This window comes from Streptosporangium subroseum (assembly GCF_900188345.1).
In the GTDB taxonomy this organism is placed as follows: Bacteria; Actinomycetota; Actinomycetes; order Streptosporangiales; family Streptosporangiaceae; genus Streptosporangium; species Streptosporangium subroseum.
Window position 1 is genome coordinate 16,126 of the sequence record NZ_FZOD01000087.1, and the last position, 18,202, is coordinate 34,327.

Annotated in this window: 19 protein-coding genes and 1 pseudogene; 8 read left to right on the plus strand and 12 right to left on the minus strand. The window is 68.3% G+C overall.

The window, feature by feature from the left end:
* Positions 1-148 precede the first annotated feature (148 nt).
* A complete protein-coding gene (locus tag CHC08_RS43500; protein ID WP_143653615.1) occupies positions 149-2,482 on the minus strand; it encodes a hypothetical protein in 2,334 nt (777 codons plus the stop codon).
* A 415-nt stretch (positions 2,483-2,897) separates the two neighbouring features.
* On the opposite strand from CHC08_RS43500, the gene CHC08_RS43505 reads away from it, so the two are divergent.
* Positions 2,898-3,434: an RDD family protein gene (locus CHC08_RS43505; protein WP_179282559.1), complete on the plus strand. Its 537-nt coding sequence runs from the start codon at positions 2,898-2,900 to the stop codon at positions 3,432-3,434.
* 77 nt (positions 3,435-3,511) lie between these two features.
* Here the strand turns inward: CHC08_RS43505 and CHC08_RS43510 are convergent, their stop codons facing one another.
* Together CHC08_RS43510 and CHC08_RS43515 are read right to left on the minus strand one after the other, a co-directional pair.
* Positions 3,512-3,763 (minus strand): HAD family hydrolase, encoded by a 252-nt coding sequence (locus CHC08_RS43510; protein WP_089213247.1) that lies wholly within the window; start codon positions 3,761-3,763, stop codon positions 3,512-3,514.
* 100 nt (positions 3,764-3,863) lie between these two features.
* Positions 3,864-4,718: a MarR family winged helix-turn-helix transcriptional regulator gene (locus CHC08_RS43515; protein WP_245878931.1), complete on the minus strand. Its 855-nt coding sequence runs from the start codon at positions 4,716-4,718 to the stop codon at positions 3,864-3,866.
* 125 nt (positions 4,719-4,843) lie between these two features.
* Between CHC08_RS43515 and CHC08_RS43520 the strand changes: the two genes are divergently transcribed.
* Genes CHC08_RS43520 through CHC08_RS43530 form a run of 3 tightly spaced genes read left to right on the plus strand, consistent with a single transcriptional unit; the run spans position 4,844 to position 8,249 of the window.
* Positions 4,844-5,929: an epoxide hydrolase family protein gene (locus tag CHC08_RS43520; RefSeq protein ID WP_089213260.1), complete on the plus strand. Its 1,086-nt coding sequence runs from the start codon at positions 4,844-4,846 to the stop codon at positions 5,927-5,929.
* Positions 5,930-5,934: 5 nt separating this feature from the next.
* Positions 5,935-7,416, plus strand: coding sequence for an MFS transporter (locus CHC08_RS43525; protein WP_245878932.1), 1,482 nt, complete (start codon positions 5,935-5,937; stop codon positions 7,414-7,416).
* A complete protein-coding gene (locus CHC08_RS43530; RefSeq protein WP_089213250.1) occupies positions 7,413-8,249 on the plus strand; it encodes an NAD(P)H-binding protein in 837 nt (278 codons plus the stop codon). The genes CHC08_RS43525 and CHC08_RS43530 overlap by 4 nt, the downstream gene beginning before the upstream one ends.
* Positions 8,250-8,273: 24 nt before the next feature.
* Here CHC08_RS43530 and CHC08_RS52835 read toward each other — a convergent pair.
* From CHC08_RS52835 to CHC08_RS43540, 3 genes and pseudogenes are all read right to left on the minus strand, one after another.
* Positions 8,274-8,495, minus strand: a pseudogene (locus tag CHC08_RS52835) (CPBP family glutamic-type intramembrane protease); the annotation flags it as partial.
* Positions 8,496-8,633: 138 nt separating this feature from the next.
* A complete protein-coding gene (locus tag CHC08_RS43535) occupies positions 8,634-9,353 on the minus strand; it encodes an ABC transporter permease (RefSeq protein ID WP_089213251.1) in 720 nt (239 codons plus the stop codon).
* 53 nt (positions 9,354-9,406) lie between these two features.
* Positions 9,407-10,291 carry an ABC transporter ATP-binding protein gene (locus tag CHC08_RS43540; RefSeq protein WP_089213261.1) on the minus strand — a complete coding sequence of 295 codons (885 nt, stop codon included), beginning with the start codon at positions 10,289-10,291 and terminating at the stop codon, positions 9,407-9,409.
* 162 nt (positions 10,292-10,453) lie between these two features.
* Between CHC08_RS43540 and CHC08_RS50285 the strand changes: the two genes are divergently transcribed.
* The 3 genes from CHC08_RS50285 (at position 10,454) to CHC08_RS43550 (ending at position 12,444) form a co-directional block, all read left to right on the plus strand.
* Positions 10,454-10,591 carry a hypothetical protein gene (locus CHC08_RS50285; protein WP_179282560.1) on the plus strand — a complete coding sequence of 46 codons (138 nt, stop codon included), beginning with the start codon at positions 10,454-10,456 and terminating at the stop codon, positions 10,589-10,591.
* Positions 10,592-10,758: 167 nt separating this feature from the next.
* Positions 10,759-11,823, plus strand: a complete 1,065-nt coding sequence (locus CHC08_RS43545; protein ID WP_089213252.1) for a sensor histidine kinase — start codon at positions 10,759-10,761, stop codon at positions 11,821-11,823.
* Positions 11,824-11,841: 18 nt separating this feature from the next.
* Complete coding sequence (locus tag CHC08_RS43550) at positions 11,842-12,444, plus strand: response regulator transcription factor (RefSeq protein ID WP_089213253.1); 603 nt, start codon at positions 11,842-11,844, stop codon at positions 12,442-12,444.
* An 801-nt stretch (positions 12,445-13,245) separates the two neighbouring features.
* Here CHC08_RS43550 and CHC08_RS43560 read toward each other — a convergent pair.
* The 6 genes from CHC08_RS43560 to CHC08_RS43580 form a co-directional block, all read right to left on the minus strand.
* Positions 13,246-13,890 carry a TetR/AcrR family transcriptional regulator gene (locus tag CHC08_RS43560; protein WP_089213255.1) on the minus strand — a complete coding sequence of 215 codons (645 nt, stop codon included), beginning with the start codon at positions 13,888-13,890 and terminating at the stop codon, positions 13,246-13,248.
* 67 nt (positions 13,891-13,957) lie between these two features.
* Positions 13,958-14,290 (minus strand): hypothetical protein, encoded by a 333-nt coding sequence (locus CHC08_RS51005; RefSeq protein ID WP_218825773.1) that lies wholly within the window; start codon positions 14,288-14,290, stop codon positions 13,958-13,960.
* Positions 14,291-14,365: 75 nt separating this feature from the next.
* A complete protein-coding gene (locus tag CHC08_RS51010; RefSeq protein WP_218825774.1) occupies positions 14,366-14,890 on the minus strand; it encodes an LLM class flavin-dependent oxidoreductase in 525 nt (174 codons plus the stop codon).
* A 180-nt stretch (positions 14,891-15,070) separates the two neighbouring features.
* Positions 15,071-15,718, minus strand: a complete 648-nt coding sequence (locus CHC08_RS43570; RefSeq protein ID WP_218825775.1) for an alpha/beta fold hydrolase — start codon at positions 15,716-15,718, stop codon at positions 15,071-15,073.
* A 40-nt stretch (positions 15,719-15,758) separates the two neighbouring features.
* On the minus strand, positions 15,759-16,244 hold the full coding sequence (locus CHC08_RS43575; protein WP_089213256.1) for an ester cyclase: 486 nt from the start codon (positions 16,242-16,244) through the stop codon (positions 15,759-15,761).
* Positions 16,245-16,325: 81 nt separating this feature from the next.
* Positions 16,326-17,273 (minus strand): NADP-dependent oxidoreductase, encoded by a 948-nt coding sequence (locus tag CHC08_RS43580; RefSeq protein ID WP_089213257.1) that lies wholly within the window; start codon positions 17,271-17,273, stop codon positions 16,326-16,328.
* Positions 17,274-17,859: 586 nt separating this feature from the next.
* Between CHC08_RS43580 and CHC08_RS43585 the strand changes: the two genes are divergently transcribed.
* Positions 17,860-18,202 (plus strand): ankyrin repeat domain-containing protein (locus CHC08_RS43585; protein WP_143653616.1); only part of this gene is annotated, 343 nt, incomplete at its 3' end.

Genomic DNA, 18,202 nt, shown 5'->3' on the forward strand with positions numbered 1-18,202 from the left:
CGGCCTGGGCGGGTGGCTGTCGGAGCTGGGCGGCCCGAGGGCGGGCCGGTTCTCCGGGACGCTCGTGTTCCTGGGCAGGGGCTCGCTGTCGTCCTGACCCGCCTGATCGGCAAGCGGGTGGCCAAGCCGGGGCAGACCTGAGACGTGCTCACCGCTTGGGTGTCTTGCGGTACGTGACCGGCTTGTCCCCCTTCCCGGGGAACGCCATGATCAGCAGACGTTGGCCGCCCTCATGCAGTCCCTTTCCCTTGAACCAGTCGTAGTGCACGCGGATCCGGTAGTGACCCGCACGGCCGTCGAGTGCCAGGTCGGGAAATTCGGCGCCCCCCAGATCGTCTCTGAGCACGATCTGGCCGGTGGGACTTTCGTAGCCGACCTCGGCGACGTGGTCCCAGCCCTTGGTCTCCACCGGTGGGCGGCGGGTGTAGGTCTCCAGCGTGACGCAGAGGTCGTAGTCGGAGTGCGTCAGGATCATCAGGTGGCCGGGGAGGGCGGCCACCAGGCCGTCGTCCTGAGTCTGCTCCAGCAGGCCGTCCTCGAACGGGTCCCCGCCGTCCTCGGTCGGCTCGTACGCCTCCACGACCCCGTAGTCCGTCCACTGAGGTTCCTTCATGCGGATCGCCTTGGCCGGTTTGACGAGCGGACGGTGGCGCGGGCTCGAGTCGCACATGCGCTGCGCGTCGTCCTCCCACTCCTGGTCCTCCCGGTCCTGTTCAGCGGCCGCGGCCTTGACCACGGTGCCGGCGCTGGGGCAGATCTCTGCGAGCGGGTAGGTCAGGGCGTCGCGCTCCAGCCCCTCCGTCGCCCGAAGGCGGGCGACCTCCTGGGGGTCGTTGCGGGTGTAGATACCGCACAGCCAGTGGGCGCGGGCGAGGACCACGGCGTCGGGCGTGGTGGCGGCGAACTTGACCAGGTCTCCCTCCCGGAGGGAGCACACGAATCGCTGGTCCCGGGTGAGCTTGGGTTTCTCGGGCTCGCCCCTCCACGTCTGGCGTGGGTTGCAGTCCTCGGCCGCGGTGACCGGGCTGCGGGCCTGGTCCGCCACGGGCACGAACCCGAGCGCGACCAGTGTGGCGAGCCCGGCCGGCAGCACGTGGTGGCGTACGCGCTGGGCGGGAGCGGCCGGGTACAGGAACATCAGGAGCAGGGCGGAGGCGAGCAAGGCCGCGCTGTACCACAGCGGTGAGATGCCGAAGAAGATCTCACCGTCCCTGCTCTGAGCGAACAGCCCCTCCCGGTAGATCTGCGCGCCTTCGTAGAAGAAGTCGCCGAACTCCTCCGGCACCGGCGTCGTCGTGAGCGCGCTGACGAACCCCACGGTCGCGGCGACCGTCAGCGTCAGTGTCGTGAACCGCACAACGCGGCGGGTCCGGCGCAGGAGGGCGGCCAGTATCAGCAGCGCGGGACCGCCGACGCCGACGAAGACGTCCAGGACGAACCATGTCAGAACATTCCCGCCGCCCCCGTACACGCGGACGAACTGCTCGATCGCGCCTCTGGGGCCGATCCAGAGGTACAGGCCGTGCGCGAGGTTGACGGCGGCGGGGATCAGCGGGAGCACGATCGCCACGGCGGGCAGGGGCCACCACCTGGCCGCCGACCGCGCCGGCGCCTGCCTTGGGACCGGCTGCGGAAGGGGGTTCGCCAGCTCGTGGGCGGTCCTGGCGTCCCACACCAGCCCGAAGACGCTGGCAGCGCCGATGAGTGTATAGACCGTGATGATGTGGGAGAACCCGGCGCCGACGAAGGAGATGACTCCGCTGGGCCGGAGAACGGACACCACCTGCGAGACGACGCCTATCCGGACGGTCGCCGCGCTCCAGCGGGGATCCCTGGCCTGGGCGATCAGGATCGACACTGACCACGCCAGCCAGACATAGCCGTACCATCCGGCAAGGGTGAAGATCCACGCGACGGAGTCCAGGTTGAGGACGTCCGTGATGTCCTGGCCGATACCGCTCACGCAGGCGATGATCCCGACGACGAGTGAGAACAGCCGCAGCTTGCGGGAGACGATGTCACGGAGCACCAGGAAGAACAGCCAGACGATGGCCAGCCGCACAAAACCGAAGGCGATCCCCGTCACTGACCAGACCCAGTAAATCTCCAGTGCGAAGATCAGCGGGATGCTGACGATGCTGATCAGGCCGTGGCCGACGCCGACGTACAGGGCGAGCCGCAGCAGGCCGACCTTCCTGCCCCGGTGCGTCAGCTCGCCGCGCACGCGCCCGCGCAGCACCTGCCACAGGGCCCACGCCTGGAGCGTCCCGATGAGGATCAGGACGAGCGTCAGCCCCCACGGGACGGTGAAAGTGTCTCTGTCGGGGCCCGAGAACCGGCCCATGCCGATATCGCGGGTGACGACCTTCCAGAGGAGGTCTCCCCCGTCGCCGGTCAGCGCGAAGGCGCTCAGCACGGCGACCGCGGCGAGGTAGCCGAGCGCGATCAGGGCGGCGATCCTGCCGAAACGGTAGCGACGCATGGCCATCTCTCGGGGGGCGGAGCGGTCAAAGCGCCCAACCTTAGCGAGCCACCCGGAAGTTGATCAAGCTGCGGCGAGTGCCGAGCTTTCGCGAGCCGCTATCGCTTCGCACCACAGCGCCGGCGACGGCCCTCCCACCTTCGATGCGAACCCTGGTAGACGCAACCGGCCTGATGGCCGGATGCCGTCACGCGCCTTGATGATGACATCCGTTGATCACGGCTGCGCTCCCGTGCCAGTGGGTGCGCTGACTTTTTGCTGACTCAGGCATCTCATGGGACCAGACACCCGACCCCAGCCCCGGTGCGCTCCTCACAAATGGGGTCTCGCAAGCTCAGGCCACTATGCCAAGTCACGATGAACCATACGCTCTCTCTTTTTATTACTGCCCATCCCTTATGGCACACTTAAGCCCGTGATTAAGCCCCCCACGCTCGACTTTCCCGTGGCATCCCCCGTCCGGAGATTGCTGGCCAGCCTCATCGACTCTTTAGTCGTCTTTGCCCCTCTCACCATTGCCGATATTTTCTTCACCGAACACTTCGACATTGTCGATGATTCCTCGCTTGTCAATCCCTGGGGTACCGCTCCCGCCCTATGGGCACTCATCGGATTTGAGACCATCGTGGGCGTTTTGTACTTTACGATCTGCCATGCACGCTGGGGGTGGACGTTGGGCAAGCTGGCACTTGGGATCAGAGTCATATCGTTGTCTTCGGGCCGGCCGCCGACCTACGGTAAAGCGGCGCTCCGAGGCCTCATCTACTCCGGAGCTCCGCTGCTCCCACTCATCGGGCCTCTGGCAAATCTGGTCGATATGGTCCGGCTGTGCTTTGACAAGCGTCGCCAATGTCTCCATGACATGTTCGTAGGAACAATCGTGATCGAAAGCCGCAGGCGGAAGGCCCAAGCCCTGGTGGACGTTGCTCCTTCCGCACAAGTGAACCCGTAGATCCGAATCACCTACCCGAGGGTTGTGGAGACGCGCCAAACGGCGGAGCATCCATCGTCTTCAGAGGGCCGGACAGGTCACTGAGCGTCGGTCCTGATCGCTGTTGCGAGATCTGCCATATTGTCGATCACCGCATCGGCTCCGGCCCGGACGAGGCTCTCCACCTTTCCCGGCTCGTTGGCGTAGGCGGTGCCGCGGGCTCCCGCGTTAGCTGCGGCTTCCATGTCGAAGTCGGAGGCTTCGATCAGTACGGCCTTGTCCGGCTCGGCGCCAAGCAGCTCGCCAAGCTGGGCCTGACCAACAGGGTGCCGGCCGCAATCCTGGTGCACGACGTGGAGCTCGGTTGATCCGATGCCTCCCGGCCGGCCAGCGGCCCCATAGGCCCGAAAACGACACTGCTGGAAACGTGACGGGGCCCATCCACCTGGCCTACGGCAGGAGTGTGGTGAGCAGGGTGCGGAGGTCCCGGGTGCCTTCGGGGCCGAGGATCTCCTCGATGTCGTGCTCGACGCCGCGCATCGCGTCGCGGACCGCGGGGATGCGGGCGCGGCCGAGATCGGTGAGTTCCAGGGCGTAACGACGGCGGTCGTGTGGGTCCTGGCCGCGGAGCACAAGCCCAGCCTGGACGAGCTCCTCGACCAGCGATGCGGTGGCCGGTTCGGTGAGGTGCAGATACCGGGCTAGTTGCTGCTGGGGGCAGGGACCCAACAGCTCCAGGGCGGGCAGCAGGCCGAAATGACGGGTGCGCAGGCCGTAGTCCTCCAGTCGGTGGTCACCGAGCCGGCGCAGACGGTAGTGAGCCTGGGCGATGAGGTGTTCGGCGCTCGAGATGGTGGACTGCTCGTCGTTGGCGACCAGCCTGCCGATCAGCTCGATGAGGCGATGCCGTTCCGGAGGGGTGAGCGGGGCGGTGAGCTGGGCGTCGCGGTCGGCGACGGCCTGGCGCATGTCTTTCAGGGCGGCACGGCCCTCGTCGGTCACCGACAGGACGTAGGTGCGACGGTTGGCCGGGTTGCGGGTCCGCGTGACGTAGCCGGCCTGCTGGAGCCGGTCGAGCAGCTTGACCATGATCGTCCGGTTGATTCCGAGGCGGTGCGCGAGGTCCTGCTGCGAGGGAGCGTCCTCGTCGGCCAGGATGTCGAGCACCACGAAGTCACGTGACTGCGCCCCGTCCCGCATGGCCTCGGCCGTGATGCCGGTGAAGACCCGGCGCAGCAGGTGACCGATGGTCTCGTGCAGCGGCCCGGACTCCTCGTCCACGCGGCCTTCCCACTGATCGGGCACAGGTCCCACCTCCCCGAGCGAGTCTATGGTCAGGAAGTTGATATAGCAATTCACTGATAGTTGATAAGTTGACGGTTGGAAGAGTGCGGGTTAACGTCGTCGTCCTCAGGGCGAAGGAGATGACCATGATCAAGCCCTTCCGTATCGACATCCCTCAGGCCGACCTGGACGACCTGACCGACCGGCTGGCTCGTACCCGCTGGCCTGACGAACTGCCTGACGCCCAGTGGGACTACGGCATCCCGCTGGCGCGGGTGAAGGAACTGGCCGAGCACTGGCGCACGGCGTACGACTGGCGCGAGCACGAGGCCGAGCTGAACCGGTACCCGCAGTTCACCACCGAGATCGACGGGCAGAACATCCACTTCCTGCACGTACGGTCCGCCGATCCGGACGCGCTCCCGCTCGTCCTCACGCACGGCTGGCCCGGCTCGATCGTGGAGTTCCTCGATGTGATCGGCCCGCTGTCCGAGCAGTTCCACCTCGTGATCCCGTCGATCCCCGGATTCGGCTTTTCCGGTCCGACGCGGGAACGCGGCTGGGACGTGTCCCGCGTCGCCCGGGCCTGGGCCGAGCTGATGCACCGGCTCGGCTACGACCGGTACGGCGCTCAGGGCGGCGACTGGGGATCGGGAGTCTCTCGCGCGTTGGGAGCCGTCGCCCCCGACCACGTCATCGGCGTACACGTCAACTACCTGCCCACACCTCCGCCCCCGGACGGCGAGGAAGACAGCCTGTCCGAGCAGGACCGCGCCCGGCTGGCGCGGATCAAGCAGTTCCTCGCCCAGCGACCCGGATACATGGTGCTGCAGGCGACCCGGCCGCAGACTCTGGCGTACGCGCTGACCGACTCACCGATCGGGCAGCTGGCCTGGATCGCCGAGAAGTTCACCGAATGGGTCGATCCACGATCCGAGATCAGCATCGACCGCATCCTCACCAATGTCACGCTCTACTGGCTCACCGGCACCGCGGGCTCCTCGGCGCGACTCACCCGCGAAAGCACGCCCGGCGGACCCTTGCCCTGCCCGCCTCCCATAGGCGTGGCCGTCCTCCCGCATGACATCACCCTCGCCGTACGCCCCCTCGCCGAGCGGACGTACACGATCACGCACTGGACCGAGTTCGACCGCGGCGGTCACTTCGCCGCGATGGAGGTGCCCGGACTTTTCATCGACGACGTACGGACGTTCTTCCGCGACCTGCGGTGACCGACATGCGCAGTCAGATGGGTTCGGCCGACACCGCGGCGACGGCACCGACGCCCCCAGCGGATCGGCGCTGGTGGGCGCTGGTAGCGGTGGCCGCCGGGCAGCTCATGATCGCGGCAGACGCCACCATCATGAACATCGCGCTGCCGACCGTTCAGCAGGAGCTGGGTCTGACCGGCCCGCAACGGCAGTGGGTGATCACCATCTTCGCCCTCGGCTACGGCGGGCTGCTGCTGCTCGGCGGCCGGCTGTCGGACCTGATCGGCCGCAAACGGTGCCTGCTGATCGGGCTGTCCGGGTTCGCGATCGCCTCGATCCTGGGCGGGATGGCGGTCGACCCGGCCATGATCCTCACGTCCCGAGCGTTGCAGGGCGTGTTCGGGGCGCTGTTCACGCCCTCCGTCCTCGCCCTGATCGGCACCACCTTCACCACACCTGACGAGCGTGGCAAGGCGTTCGGGATCTACGGCACGGTCATGGGAAGCAGTTCCGGTGTCGGTCTGGTCCTCGGCGGGCTGCTCACCGACTACGCGGGCTGGCGCTGGAGCCTGCTCGTGAGCGTGCCCATCGCGGCCGCCGCGGCGTTCGGTGTCGCCGCCACCGTGCGCACCACGCCCCGCCATCATGACGGCACCCGGGTGGACGTCACCGGCGCGATCCTCGCCACGGCAGGCCTCATGGCACTGGTCTTCGGGCTCAGCCAGGCGGAATCCGACGGCTGGACCGCGGGCTCGACGCTGACCGGCCTCGCGGCGGGGCTCATCCTCCTGGCCCTGTTCGCCTGGTCCCAGAACCGCACCGCCCATGCGCTGCTGCCGCTCCGCGTCGTCCTGCACCGCCGGCGCGGCGGCGCCTACCTGGCCGTCCTGTGCATGGCCGTCGGCAACTTCGCCGGATTCTTCTTCCTCACCTTCTATCTGCAGAGCGTCCTGGAATACTCCCCGCTCAAGGCCGGGCTTGCCTTCCTGCCTTACACCGTCGCCATCGTCCTGGGCGTACGCCTCGCCCGTAGGTTCGTCATCGGCGCCCCCGTAAGGCTCCTGCTGAGCCCCGGACTGGTCGCGACGGCCGGAGGACTCGCGCTGCTCGGCCTGCTGGGTCCCGACAGCGGCTACGCGACGCACCTGCTGCCCATCGTCGTCCTCCTCGGACTCGGCAACGCCTGGGTGCTGGTCCCCGCCAACAGCACCGCCACCCTCGACGCCGGACCGGACGCCGGAGTCGCCGGGGCCACCGTGATGACCTCGATGCAGATCGGTTCCTCACTGGGAGTCGCGCTGCTCGGCAGCATCGCCGGATCGGCCGCCACCGGCTTCCTCCAGACCCATCCGGGAACCGCGGACCTCACCGCACGGGCCACCGTCCACGGCTACAACCTCGCCGGCGTGGCCGCCGCCGGGCTCCTCTGCCTCGCCGCCATCGCCGTGTTCCTGATCATCGGCCCCAAGAAGCACACCCCTCGGAAAGAAAGAGACCGCAACCAATGATTCTGGTAACCGGCGCCACCGGAAATGTCGGCGCCAATATCGTCCGCCAACTGCTCGACGCGGGCGAGAGGGTACGGGTCATCACCCGTGATCCCCGTACCCGTGCGCTTCCGGACGAGGTCGAGATCCTTCCCGGCGACCTCACCCGACCGGAAACACTGCCGGAGGCGCTGAACGGTGTCGATCGGGCATTCCTGTTTCCCGTCTTCGGCGCGCTCGACGGGTTCCTCGATGCGGCGCGGCAGGCCGGCCTGTCGCACGTCGTACTGCTGTCCTCATCGGCCGTCGCATACCCCACGCCCGGATGGATCGGGGAGCGGCATCTGGAACTCGAAAGGGCCGTCGCCGCGTCGGGGCTGCCGTGGACCTATCTGCGCCCCGACGCGTTCATGAGCAACGACCTCGCCTGGGCACATCAGATCGCCGACGGCGGGGTTGTACGCGGAGCCTACGGCCAGGCCGCGACGGCCCCCGTCGACCCGCGCGACATCGCCGCGGTCGCCGTCCGCGCCCTCCTCGACCGGCATGTCGGCAAGGCATACGTACTCACCGGACCGCAGTCGCTGACCCAGATCGACCGAGTGAGGATCATCGGCGAGACGATCGGGCGGTCGTTGCGGTTCGAGGAGCAGCCCAGGGAACAGTTCAGGGAGCAGCTACTCCACGGAGCGCCCCCGCCGGCGGTCGATTTTCTCCTCGACATGCTTGCCTCGATGGACGGTATGACCGCGGAGGTGCTGCCGACCGTCGAGGAGGTCACCGGGCGCCCCGCCTTCACCTACGCCCAATGGGCTGCCCACCACGCGACGAAATTCGATGCGACGCCGGCCTGACGGCAGAATTCCGGCGACCCCGGAGACCACCGAGCCGGACAGGACGCCGACAACGGGCCCGTGGCGCAGCAGGGCGTTGGTGACGACACCGCGGAAGAGGAACTCCTCGCCGATGGGGATGAGGACGGCCAGGAAGACGTGTGCCCGGCCGGTAGTGGGCACCGGGCGGTCTCCGGACCCGCCGTCGGTGCGTGGCCGACGCGTTTCAGGACCGTCAGGCCGGGTGGGGTTGCACAGGACGCCCATCGCCGCGGTGGGAGCCCGCGCGGCGTCGTCTCGCTTCTGGCCGGGCTTGTCCGAACACAAAGGAGGAGCCGTGCCGCCACAGCACTCACCCGGTTGGTTGCGTCATCCACGCCCATGGACGCCCGACGCCGGGTGTCGTCATCGGCGCGGCTCCCAGCGGAAGATCCGGGAGGCCAGCGCGACGGCGACAATGACCCAGCTCAGTGTGGGCGCCAGGAGGATCAGGGAGTCCGCGAGAGAGGCGCCGCCGTTCCAGGCGTTGAGGACCAGTTCGGTGGCCGAGCCGCCCGGAAGCAGTCGTTTGAGCAGGGTGAGCTCCTCGGTGCCGGAGATCCCCACCCAGCTGACGACGGCGACGGCGCCGAGGCTGATGGGCAGCGTGGTCACCTGGGCGTGCTCGGGGGAGTTCGTCACTCCCGCGGTGGCCAGCCCCAGGCCGAGCATCATGATCACCATTGAGAGGACGGCCGCCGCCAGGAGGAGGACGTTGTCCGGCTCGCCGGTGACCACGGCGAGCACCGTCATGATCACGGCCACCTGGACCAGCGAGATGACGGTGATCGGGAGAAGCAGCCCTGCCAGGATGGCGGCGTCGCCGGCCGCGGTGGAGCGCAGCCGCTTGAGGAAGAGGTTCTGCCTGCGTGAGGCCAGGGTGGTGACTGTGGTGGCGTAGAGCCCGAACGCCCCGATGGTGAACATGACCACCGCCGCGATGTATCCGAGGCTGCCCAGGGCCGCGAAGCCTTCGTGCTGGTAGATGAAGACCGCGCTGACCGCCGCGGGCATGACGAGGCTGGTGACCAGAACCAGCCGGTTCCGGAAGATCTGGACCAGCTCACTGAGAGCGATCGGGAACATGGCGAAGGTCCTTTTTTATTGGGAGTGTCCTGGGGAGGGTTCCGGGAGCGGGTCTAGTCACTGCTCAGGGCGCGGAAGACGTCGTCGAGCCGGGTCGGTCCGGCTTGGAGTTCCCGCAGCTCCACCGCCTGGTCCTGCGCCCAGCGAAGCAAGGTGAACAGGTCCTTTTGCAGGTCGAAGGTCTCGATGAGGACCTTCCCGCCACCCTCGCGCGTGGCCCGCAGCGGTAGCGCGGGGACGGGGTCCGCGAGAAAGAAGCGGATGGCGGCCGGCAACATCCGCGTCAGCTCGGAGACGGTCCCCTCCCGGTAGAGGGCGCCCTTGTGCATGAGGCCGATGCGGTCGGCGCGTTGCTGCGCCTCTTCCAGGTAGTGCGTGGTGAGCACGACGGTGGAGCCGTCTTCGCGCAGCCTGTCCACGGCGCCCCACAGATCGTCTCGGGACTGGATGTCCAAACCGGTGGTGGGCTCGTCCAGGAAGATCAGCTCGGGCGCTCCGTACACGGCGGTGGCGAAGTCCAGGCGCCGTTTCTCACCGCCGGAGAGCTGGGACACCTTGGTGGTGGCCTTGCGGGTGAGGTCGACGATGCCGAGCACGCGTTCGACCTGGTCGGTGCGCTGGGTGAGTTTTCCGATCAGCCGGACCGACTCCCTCACCGTCAGGTCCGGCGAGAATCCGCTCTCCTGCAGCATGATGCCCATCCTGGGTCGCACGGCGCGCCGGTCGCGCGGGCTCTTCCCGAAGACCCGCACGGTGCCCGAGGCGGCGGTGCGGTGGCCTTCGACGGTCTCCAGGGTCGAGGTCTTACCCGCCCCGTTCGTGCCGAGCAGCGCGTAGAGCTCCCCGCGCTCCACCTGGAAGGACAGGTCTTTCACGGCGTGGAAGTCGCCGTAGGTGAGGTTCAGACGTTCAACGTCGATAACCGGTGTCGAGGACATGCCGTCGATCTCAGCAGTCGCCGTGTTCACCGGGCAGTGCGACCACGTCATGACCTCGCCATGACATTTCTTGCGGAAAAACATGACGTAGCGTCACTGACGCCGCCACGAAATCGGAAGAATACTGGAAAAACTCTGCTGTTCGATCCCGGAGAGCCACCCATGGACACCAAAGCCCCGCGCACTCCGCCGACGATCAACAAGCCCGTCCGCCTCGCGGCCTGCGCGGCGTTCCTCCGCCACCCCGGTGACGGTCTCCTGCCCGGCGGCGTGGAGCCGCGACCGGAGCACAGCCGGTGACCGATGTGGACCGCGGCCCTCACCGTGGCGAGCGCCCCGGTGCTCCCGCCGCCCGGCCTGACGACTCCCCGGCCGGGCGAGGACCGACGAGGCCTGCTCGGGCGGGGGCGCGCCCGAGGTCCGGGCACACCGAGACGCGGGGACGGCTACGCAGACTCAACCTCATCATGTTCCTCCCGGTGCTCGCCACCGTGGGGGCGCTGCTGGTGGCGACGGACGCCCGGACCTGGTGGCAGGCCGTGGTCCTGGCTCTGGGCGTGGTCGCGGCCCTGGTGGCCTTCGTATGGTGGGCGGCGCGCGACATCTCCCGTGTCGCACTCCCCTGTCTGACCGTCACCGCGGCCGTATGGGCCCTCGGCGTGCTGGTGACGGGCAATGACACGGCGTTCTACGGCATCTCGATCGTGGGCCCCCTGACCATCCCCCAGCTGCCGCGCCACCGAGGATGGGCGGCGCTGGGGGTGACCGCCTACGTCGCCGCGACAGGCGCGGCGCGGCTGTTGGTGACAGAGGAACATCTCTCCGGCGTGCTGATCGCGTACGTCATCGTCCCCACGGGCGTCACCGCGGTGCTGACCGGCCTCATGTTCCCCAACCAGAGGTTCTACGGCCTCGTGACGGAGCTGGAGGAGGCACGAGAACGCGAAGCCGAGCTGGCCGTCATCCGAGAGCGCATGCGTTTCGCCAGCGATCTGCACGATATCCAGGGCCACACGCTGCACGTGGTGAAGCTGAAGATCACGCTGGCCCAGAGGCTGCTGCACAGCGACGCCGAACGGGTGGAGCAGGAACTGCGCGAGGTGCACACCCTGGTCAGCGACACCATCAACCAGACCAAGGAGCTCGCCTACGCGCAACGGCGGCTCAACCTGTCCGCGGAGCTGGAGAACGCGAAGAACCTCTTCGAGGCCGCGGGCATCCGCGTACGCGTCGACCGTGAGGCCGAGGTCGACGCGCACGTGGGCGAGCTGCTCGGCCAGGTCCTGCGAGAGACGACGACCAACATCCTGCGGCACGCGCAGGCCGGGCAGGTGCGCATCACCCTGTCGGAGTCGGGCATCGCCATCGTCAACGACGGCGCACGGGAGGCTCCGCTGCCCGAACTGCGGGGGCTCGCCACGCTCAGGGAACGAGTGGCGGGCAACGGGGGCGAGCTGACGGTGGAGCAGCAGGACGGGCGTTTCCTCACGGCCGCGGCATTCCCGCACGGTCGCTCGGACGCGGCCCACTGAAGTGGGGAAGGACGACTGATGACCACCGTGGTACTCGCCGACGACGAGGCACTCCTGCGCAAAGCGCTGGCGGCGCTGCTCCCCCTTGAGGGCGAGATCACCGTGCTCGCCGAAGCGGAAGACGGGGAGGCCGCCGTCCAGGCCACGCTGCGGCACCAGCCCGACGTGCTCGTCATCGACCTGGAGATGCCCGGTATGGACGGCCTCGATGCCGTGGCGGAGATCCGCCGGGTGCGGCCGGAGCAGGTGATCCTCATGCTGACCCGCCATGCCAGGCCCGGGGTGCTGCGCAAGGCGCTGAAGCTCGGTGTCCAGGGCTTCGTCAGCAAGTCCGCGGAACCGGCGCACATCGTCTCGGTCATCGCGGCTCTGCACGAGGGCAGGCGATGGATCGACCCCGATGTCTCCGCCCTCGCCGTCGTCGACGACTGCCCGCTCACCGACCGCGAGCTCGACGTGCTGCGAGCGACCGGCGAAGGCTACTCGGCCGCCGACATCGCTACCCGGCTCCACCTGGCGGAAGGCACGGTGCGCAACTACCTCTCGAACGCGATGCAGAAGACCCAGACCCGGACCCGGCACGAAGCGGCGCGGTACGCGCGTGAACACGACTGGCTGTGAGCGCCGACGGCGGGGGTACCCGATCAACTGGACACACCCGGTTCTGAACCGCGCCCGGTTTTGACGTATCCCGGTTCCCCTCCGCCAGGACCACCGCACGAGCTGAAACCAGCCCGCCCAGCGGGCACAGGACCTCGGAAACGATGAGATCCCGCCTGATCAAGCGATCGGACGGGATCTCGTCAGCCGTTCTCGAGCTAACTCAAGGACGGCTCCTGGTGGGGTGTTCACGAGTAGGTCTGACCTGGGACGGAGCGGGCGCTTAAAGATCGCTTCCCGGAACGGGATAGATCGTTTCCCGGGATCAGCCGGTGCCGCTCGTCGGCGAGAACAGAAGAGGCAAAGGATCCTCGCTACGCAGGGGAGTGTCCAATGAACGGCGGATCGCTTTGGGGGTCGCTTCTATCTGCACCGTTCTCGATCCTGAGCTTGTCGTGCTGGGAAGTCATGTTGGTTCTGCTGGGGGTGACGAACCGGCCGGTCGTGTTCAGCAGGCTGTCACCGACATGTGTCTGGCCCGGCCTCGGGTGGAGGCAAGCACGGTTCTGGACTGGCCTGTGCTGCGCGGGGCTGTACTGGTCGGGGTCGGCCAGGCACGTGAGCGTGTGTTCTTTGGCGATCTATGAGCGGTACGCGCTCCTGGTCTCGGGCGTGCGCGTCATCTGAGCGGAACCTGCGAACCGGCCGCAGAGGCGGCTGAGCTCGCCTGCTTTGCAGAGCCGAGCCGCCTGTCCGGAATCCTCGTAGCACCCCACCGCCGGCACCTCCTTCAAGATCACATATGCAGGGCGAGGCCCAAGGTCAAGACGCGACTTGATCCTTGTGCGCGCAGCCCGGGGCGGAACGGCCGGCGACGCCAGCGAGCACCAGGTCGAGTTCCGTCAGCGAATCCTCCAGCGCGGCCCGCTGGTCCGTGGCGCGCGCGATGTCCAGGGCGCTCTCGCAGATCCCGCCGTACAGCAGCGAGGTGACCGGGTCCAGCGGCCGGTCGGGGATGCACCCGGCCTCGACCGCGATGGCCAGCCCGCGCCGCATCTGCTCTTTGCATCCGGCCTGGACGTCGCGCATGGCGGCCCAGTCGAGCGCGCCTGGCGCCTCGACCAGGGTGATCTGGCGGACGGCGGGTTCCAGCGAGGCCTCCAGTAGGGCCCGGCAGCCTGCGGACATCCCGTCCCACGGGTCCTGTTGGGCCTGGAACGCCTGCCGGACGACCACGGCGAGTTCCTTCTGGTCGGCGGCGTAGACCTCGCGGAAGATCTGCTCCTTGTTGCTGAAGTGGTGGTAGAACGCGCCGCGTGTCACACCGGCCCTGGCGCAGATCGCATCCAGTGAGGTTGCGGAGAAACCGTCGCTGATGAACAGCTCACGCGCCGCCGCGACCAAGGCGCCCGTGGTCGCCCTGGTGCGTTCCTGCTGGCTCCGGCGCGCACTCGTGTTCGTTGCCATCCGCGTATCCCTCCTGCCTGAACCCGAGGATAGAAGAACATAAGCGGCGCAGGTGTCACCGGTGTGCTCACACGTCGAGCAGGGGCAGGACCCGGGCGGCGAACTCGTCCAGGGCCGCGTGGTGGTCGTCGGCGGCCAGGCGGATGACCAGGTGCCGGGCCCCTGCCCCGATGTAGGCATTCAGCCAGACGGCCGCGTCCACGGGCCGACCGGCGAACAGGGCCTGGATCTTCTCCACCTTCTCCAGCGGGGCGTTGCAGTAGCGCTCGATGCTCTCGCGCAGGAGCCGGCGCGCGTGCCGCGGGTCGTCGTTCAGACACAGCGTCGCGTACAGGGCGGTGGTGACCGGGCGGGTCGCCAGCCGGTGAACGGCCGCTCGCTCGCGGGCGTAGTCCACCACGTTGGGAGGGTATGGCAATCAGCCGTCGCCCAGGCGGGCCACCCGCTGAAGCGAGAGTTCGCCGCCTCCCGCCAGTCAGATCGGCGGGCCTTCCGGGCGGGTCGGGGCGGGCGCCAGGGTGACCCCACGGAAGTCGAAGTGCCGGCCGGTGAACGAGACATCCTTGCCGTTCCACAACCGCCGCATCGCCTCGATCGATTCCTCCAGCCGGCTGAAGCGGCTGCGGAAAGGTACGCCGATCGCATCGAACTGCGCCTCGGTACCGGCGGTGGGAAAGCCGGCTCCCATGCCGACGATCAGACGTCCGCCGGTGAGCCGGTCCAGCGTGGCGAGCTGGTGCGCCACCAGGATCGGATGCCGGAGCGTGGGCAGCAGCATCGCGGTGCCGAGCGTGAGCCGCGGGTCGGCGACGGCCACGGCGGACAGCAGTAACAGGGGATCGGCACGAGGCCGGGTCAGGGGGCTGTCTCCGGCCCAGACGGAATCGAACCCGAGGGCCTCGGCGTGCCGGGCCTGTTCTATCAGCCTGGACAGGTCATCGTCGCCGCGGACGACCTGGTCGCGGGTCGGCAGCAGGTAGCCGATCCTCACTTCGGCCATGGGCCACCTTTCTTGGGTCTCAGCGGCGGATCTCGCACCGCCTCTTCAGACTCGGTGCCCCGGTAGTGACGTAACGGCGACCGAGGTCGAAGAGCACGCTCCAGACCCGCTCGGGCGGTGCGCCGATGTCGACGGCCGCTCGAAGCGCGTGCTTCACGTCTCTCGTGTCCGGAGTGCTGGTCAGGAGGCGTATACGTCCTGTAGCAGGATGTCCGTCAGTGCCCCGGGCGCGGTAACCATGGCGTCGTGGCCGACGTCCAGGACCGTGACCGCCCAGTCGCTCCTCTCGGCCAGCTGCGGGAACGGCATGGGGCCGCCGGGAGTACAGAGCACCGCGCGGCACGAGATCGCGTCGACCGCTCCGGACAACCGGGTCGGTTCGGAGAACGTTCGCCGCGGCTGGGACGTCAGCTTGGATTCCAGCCATGCCACCTGGTCCGGTTCCGTGACGTCGACGGAAGCCGCAGAGGAGGGCGGGATCAGGCCGTCCACGGTGGCCGATTCAATCCAGCCGCGGAAGAAGCCGGGAGCCAGGTCGTCCAGCGACTCCCCGTCCCTGCCCGCCCAGGCGTCGACCATCGTGATGCGGGAGACCCGTTCCGGTATGCGGTCGCCGGCCTCACGCACGACGAGGCCGGCGTAGCTGTGGCCGACGAGCACGACGTCCCGGAGGTCCTCGTACCTGAGCAGGCCGAGGAGGTCGTCCACGTGCGTCCGCAGCCCGATCTCAGGGCCGGTCAGGTGAGCCCGCTCGCCGAGGCCGGTCAGCGTCGGCGGTGTACCTCGTGCCCGGCCTCCCACAACCGCGCGGCCACGTGCCGCCAGCACCAGCCGCCGTGCCAGGCCCCGTGAACCAGCACGTATGCTGTCATCGCGCCGCCCCTTCCGCACGCTCTCGCCAGGCCGCGAACTTCGCCGCCGCGGCCTCGGTGGACAATCCGAGTTGCTCGCACATCTGATGGAAGTCGAAGAAGAACCGCTCGTGGGTGATCAGCCCGTCCCGCACGGTCCAGTGGCAGGCGAACGGCAGAGCGAAGGACTGGCCCGTGGGCTCGATCCCCACCAGGCTCTCCACCATGGTGGCCCGCACCGTCCCGGCGCCGACGACCAGATCACCGGCCTCGACCAGATACTCCAGTTCCACGCCGTAGTCGGGGAAGGTGCGCAGGAACGCGGTGTTCTGCCGGGCGACCTCGTCCAGGCCGGTCGCGACGGCCTGGAAGGGGATCGTCTCGAAGACGACGTCCGGGCGGCAGTACCGCAGCGCCGCCCGGACGTCGGCGCGGCTCTTCGCTCGCGCGTAGGCCTGCACGACGTCAGCCGGTGTGGCCGGTGTGGTGTGTTTCTCCGGCATTCCCGCCTCCTCGTTCGACGCCGACTCTGTTTCACGCTGCCCCTGTTTCACGCTGACTCCGTTCTCACACTGACTCCGTTCTCACGCTGACTCGCCGACGGCGAGCACGACCTTGCCGGTGGTCCGGCCGCCGCCGACGAGCTCGTGCGCCCTGGCCGCCTCCGCCAGCGGGAACACCGCTTCGACGTGCACCTTGAGCCGCCCCTTTGTGACGAGGTCGGCCAGCGCTTCCAGCCCCGCGCAGTCGGGGTCGACGAGGTAGGCCACGGCGCGCACACCGAGTTCGCCGGCGCGCTCGTGCAGCCCAGGGGTCCAGGCCGCCTGCCCGCTGACCAGGACACCGCCGGGGCGCAGGCATTCCAGCGCCTTGAGCCCGGCTTCGCCGCCGAACATCTGGATGACGACGTCCATGTCACGCGCCGCAACGGACACCTCCGTCGTGGTGTAGTCGATCACTTCGTCCGCGCCCAGTCCGCGGACGAAGGCGTGTTTGGCGGCGCTGGCGGTGCTGGTCACATGAGCACCGCGAGCCTTGGCGATTTGGACCGCCAGGTGCCCCACGCCGCCGGCCGCACCCGCCACGAGGACTCGCTGTCCCGGGGCGAGGGCGGCGACCTCGGTGAGCATCTGCCACGCCGTCAGGCCGGCCAGCGGCAGCGCCGCCGCCTCGGTAAAGCTCAATCCCTCCGGCATCCGGGCGAAGTGGCGGGCGGGGGCAGTGACGTACTCGGCATAGCCGCCCGCCGCGCGCGGGAACCACGGCATCCCGAACACCAGGTCGCCGGGCTGAAACCGGGTCGTGCCGTAGCCGGTCCGCACCACCTCCCCGGCGATGTCCCAGCCGTTGATGAACGGCAGGTCGAGCACCCGGTTGTACGCCTGCCCCCGGCGCGTGTACACGTCGACCGGATTGACCCCGGCCGCGGCGACCTTGACCAGCACCTCACCGAACACCGGCTCCGGCACCGCCACCTCGACCAGCGCCATGACCGCGGTTTCTCCCCACACCGACTGTCGTATCGCTCGCATGAGCGCCCCCTTCTGGAGTGATGACGCCAGGATAATACATACATACATCACGTATGTAAATGTAAGAAGGCATCGACTCCGGCTGTCCAAGAGCGCCCTAACCTCGAAATCGTTCGAAGTCATCGCATCCCCGAGGTGTTGGTCATGCGGAGCGCTCCGGGCGGACATCGGGAAGGGGCCGGCGGACGCGCGGCATGCCGAGCATCACAGTGCGGCACACCGGACGGTGGCCACGGCCTGGTCGATCTGGTCACGTTCCCGGCCCGGCGTCCGGGTTCGTGTCATGGGCTGCCAATTGAAGCGTTGTCACAGGTCACGATGGGCGACCGTCGCCCCTTACAGCAGGTGGTTTCGGTCTGGGCATGTCAACGGGTGCCGTGAGAGTGGCGCCTGGTGCCCTCGACAATCCTCCCGTGTCAGCGGGTCCGCTGACTTTTCGCTGGCTCCGCCCAGCCGTACACAGGCCGGTCTGGCCATGATCGACAAAGGACTCCCCTGTATACCGACCGCGGCACCGGCCCGAATCTGTCGGCCTCGTACGCCATGATCGGCGGTGATATATCCCGTACGCCCCTCAAGGAGTGCCGTGGCTGCCACCGACGATGTCAGACGGTGGGGCATCAACAACTGGACAGATCTCGACCTGGTCCGCGCCGAGCTCGCCGCGGGTGCCGATCCGAACTCCGGCGTGCCCGTCTTCGAAAAGCCGCTGCACGCCGCGGCTGATCGCGGCTCGCCTGAAGTGGTCGCCGAGCTGGCCATGCGCGTCGATGACGTCGACGCGGAAAATCGAGGCCGCACCGCCCTCTGGATGGCCGTCTTCGAAGACCGCACGGACAACGCCCGAGCCCTGGATCCGGCCCGGCACGACCGCCGCACTCGCCTGCCCCAGCACGAGGCCGACCTGCTCGCCACCGCCTGGGAAAACG

What these genes read in the sequence shown, in the direction of transcription:
- CHC08_RS43525 (WP_245878932.1), top strand. Translation starts at nt 5,935, where the DNA reads ATGCGCAGTCAGATGGGTTCGGCCGACACCGCGGCGACGGCACCGACG.
- CHC08_RS50285 (WP_179282560.1), top strand. Translation starts at nt 10,454, where the DNA reads ATGGACACCAAAGCCCCGCGCACTCCGCCGACGATCAACAAGCCCGTC.
- CHC08_RS43530 (WP_089213250.1), top strand. Translation starts at nt 7,413, where the DNA reads ATGATTCTGGTAACCGGCGCCACCGGAAATGTCGGCGCCAATATCGTC.
- CHC08_RS43545 (WP_089213252.1), top strand. Translation starts at nt 10,759, where the DNA reads ATGTTCCTCCCGGTGCTCGCCACCGTGGGGGCGCTGCTGGTGGCGACG.
- CHC08_RS43560 (WP_089213255.1), bottom strand. Translation starts at nt 13,890, where the DNA reads ATGGCAACGAACACGAGTGCGCGCCGGAGCCAGCAGGAACGCACCAGG.
- CHC08_RS43575 (WP_089213256.1), bottom strand. Translation starts at nt 16,244, where the DNA reads ATGCCGGAGAAACACACCACACCGGCCACACCGGCTGACGTCGTGCAG.
- CHC08_RS43580 (WP_089213257.1), bottom strand. Translation starts at nt 17,273, where the DNA reads ATGCGAGCGATACGACAGTCGGTGTGGGGAGAAACCGCGGTCATGGCG.
- CHC08_RS43500 (WP_143653615.1), bottom strand. Translation starts at nt 2,482, where the DNA reads ATGCGTCGCTACCGTTTCGGCAGGATCGCCGCCCTGATCGCGCTCGGC.
- CHC08_RS43535 (WP_089213251.1), bottom strand. Translation starts at nt 9,353, where the DNA reads ATGTTCCCGATCGCTCTCAGTGAGCTGGTCCAGATCTTCCGGAACCGG.
- CHC08_RS43520 (WP_089213260.1), top strand. Translation starts at nt 4,844, where the DNA reads ATGATCAAGCCCTTCCGTATCGACATCCCTCAGGCCGACCTGGACGAC.
- CHC08_RS43540 (WP_089213261.1), bottom strand. Translation starts at nt 10,291, where the DNA reads ATGTCCTCGACACCGGTTATCGACGTTGAACGTCTGAACCTCACCTAC.
- CHC08_RS51010 (WP_218825774.1), bottom strand. Translation starts at nt 14,890, where the DNA reads ATGGCCGAAGTGAGGATCGGCTACCTGCTGCCGACCCGCGACCAGGTC.
- CHC08_RS43550 (WP_089213253.1), top strand. Translation starts at nt 11,842, where the DNA reads ATGACCACCGTGGTACTCGCCGACGACGAGGCACTCCTGCGCAAAGCG.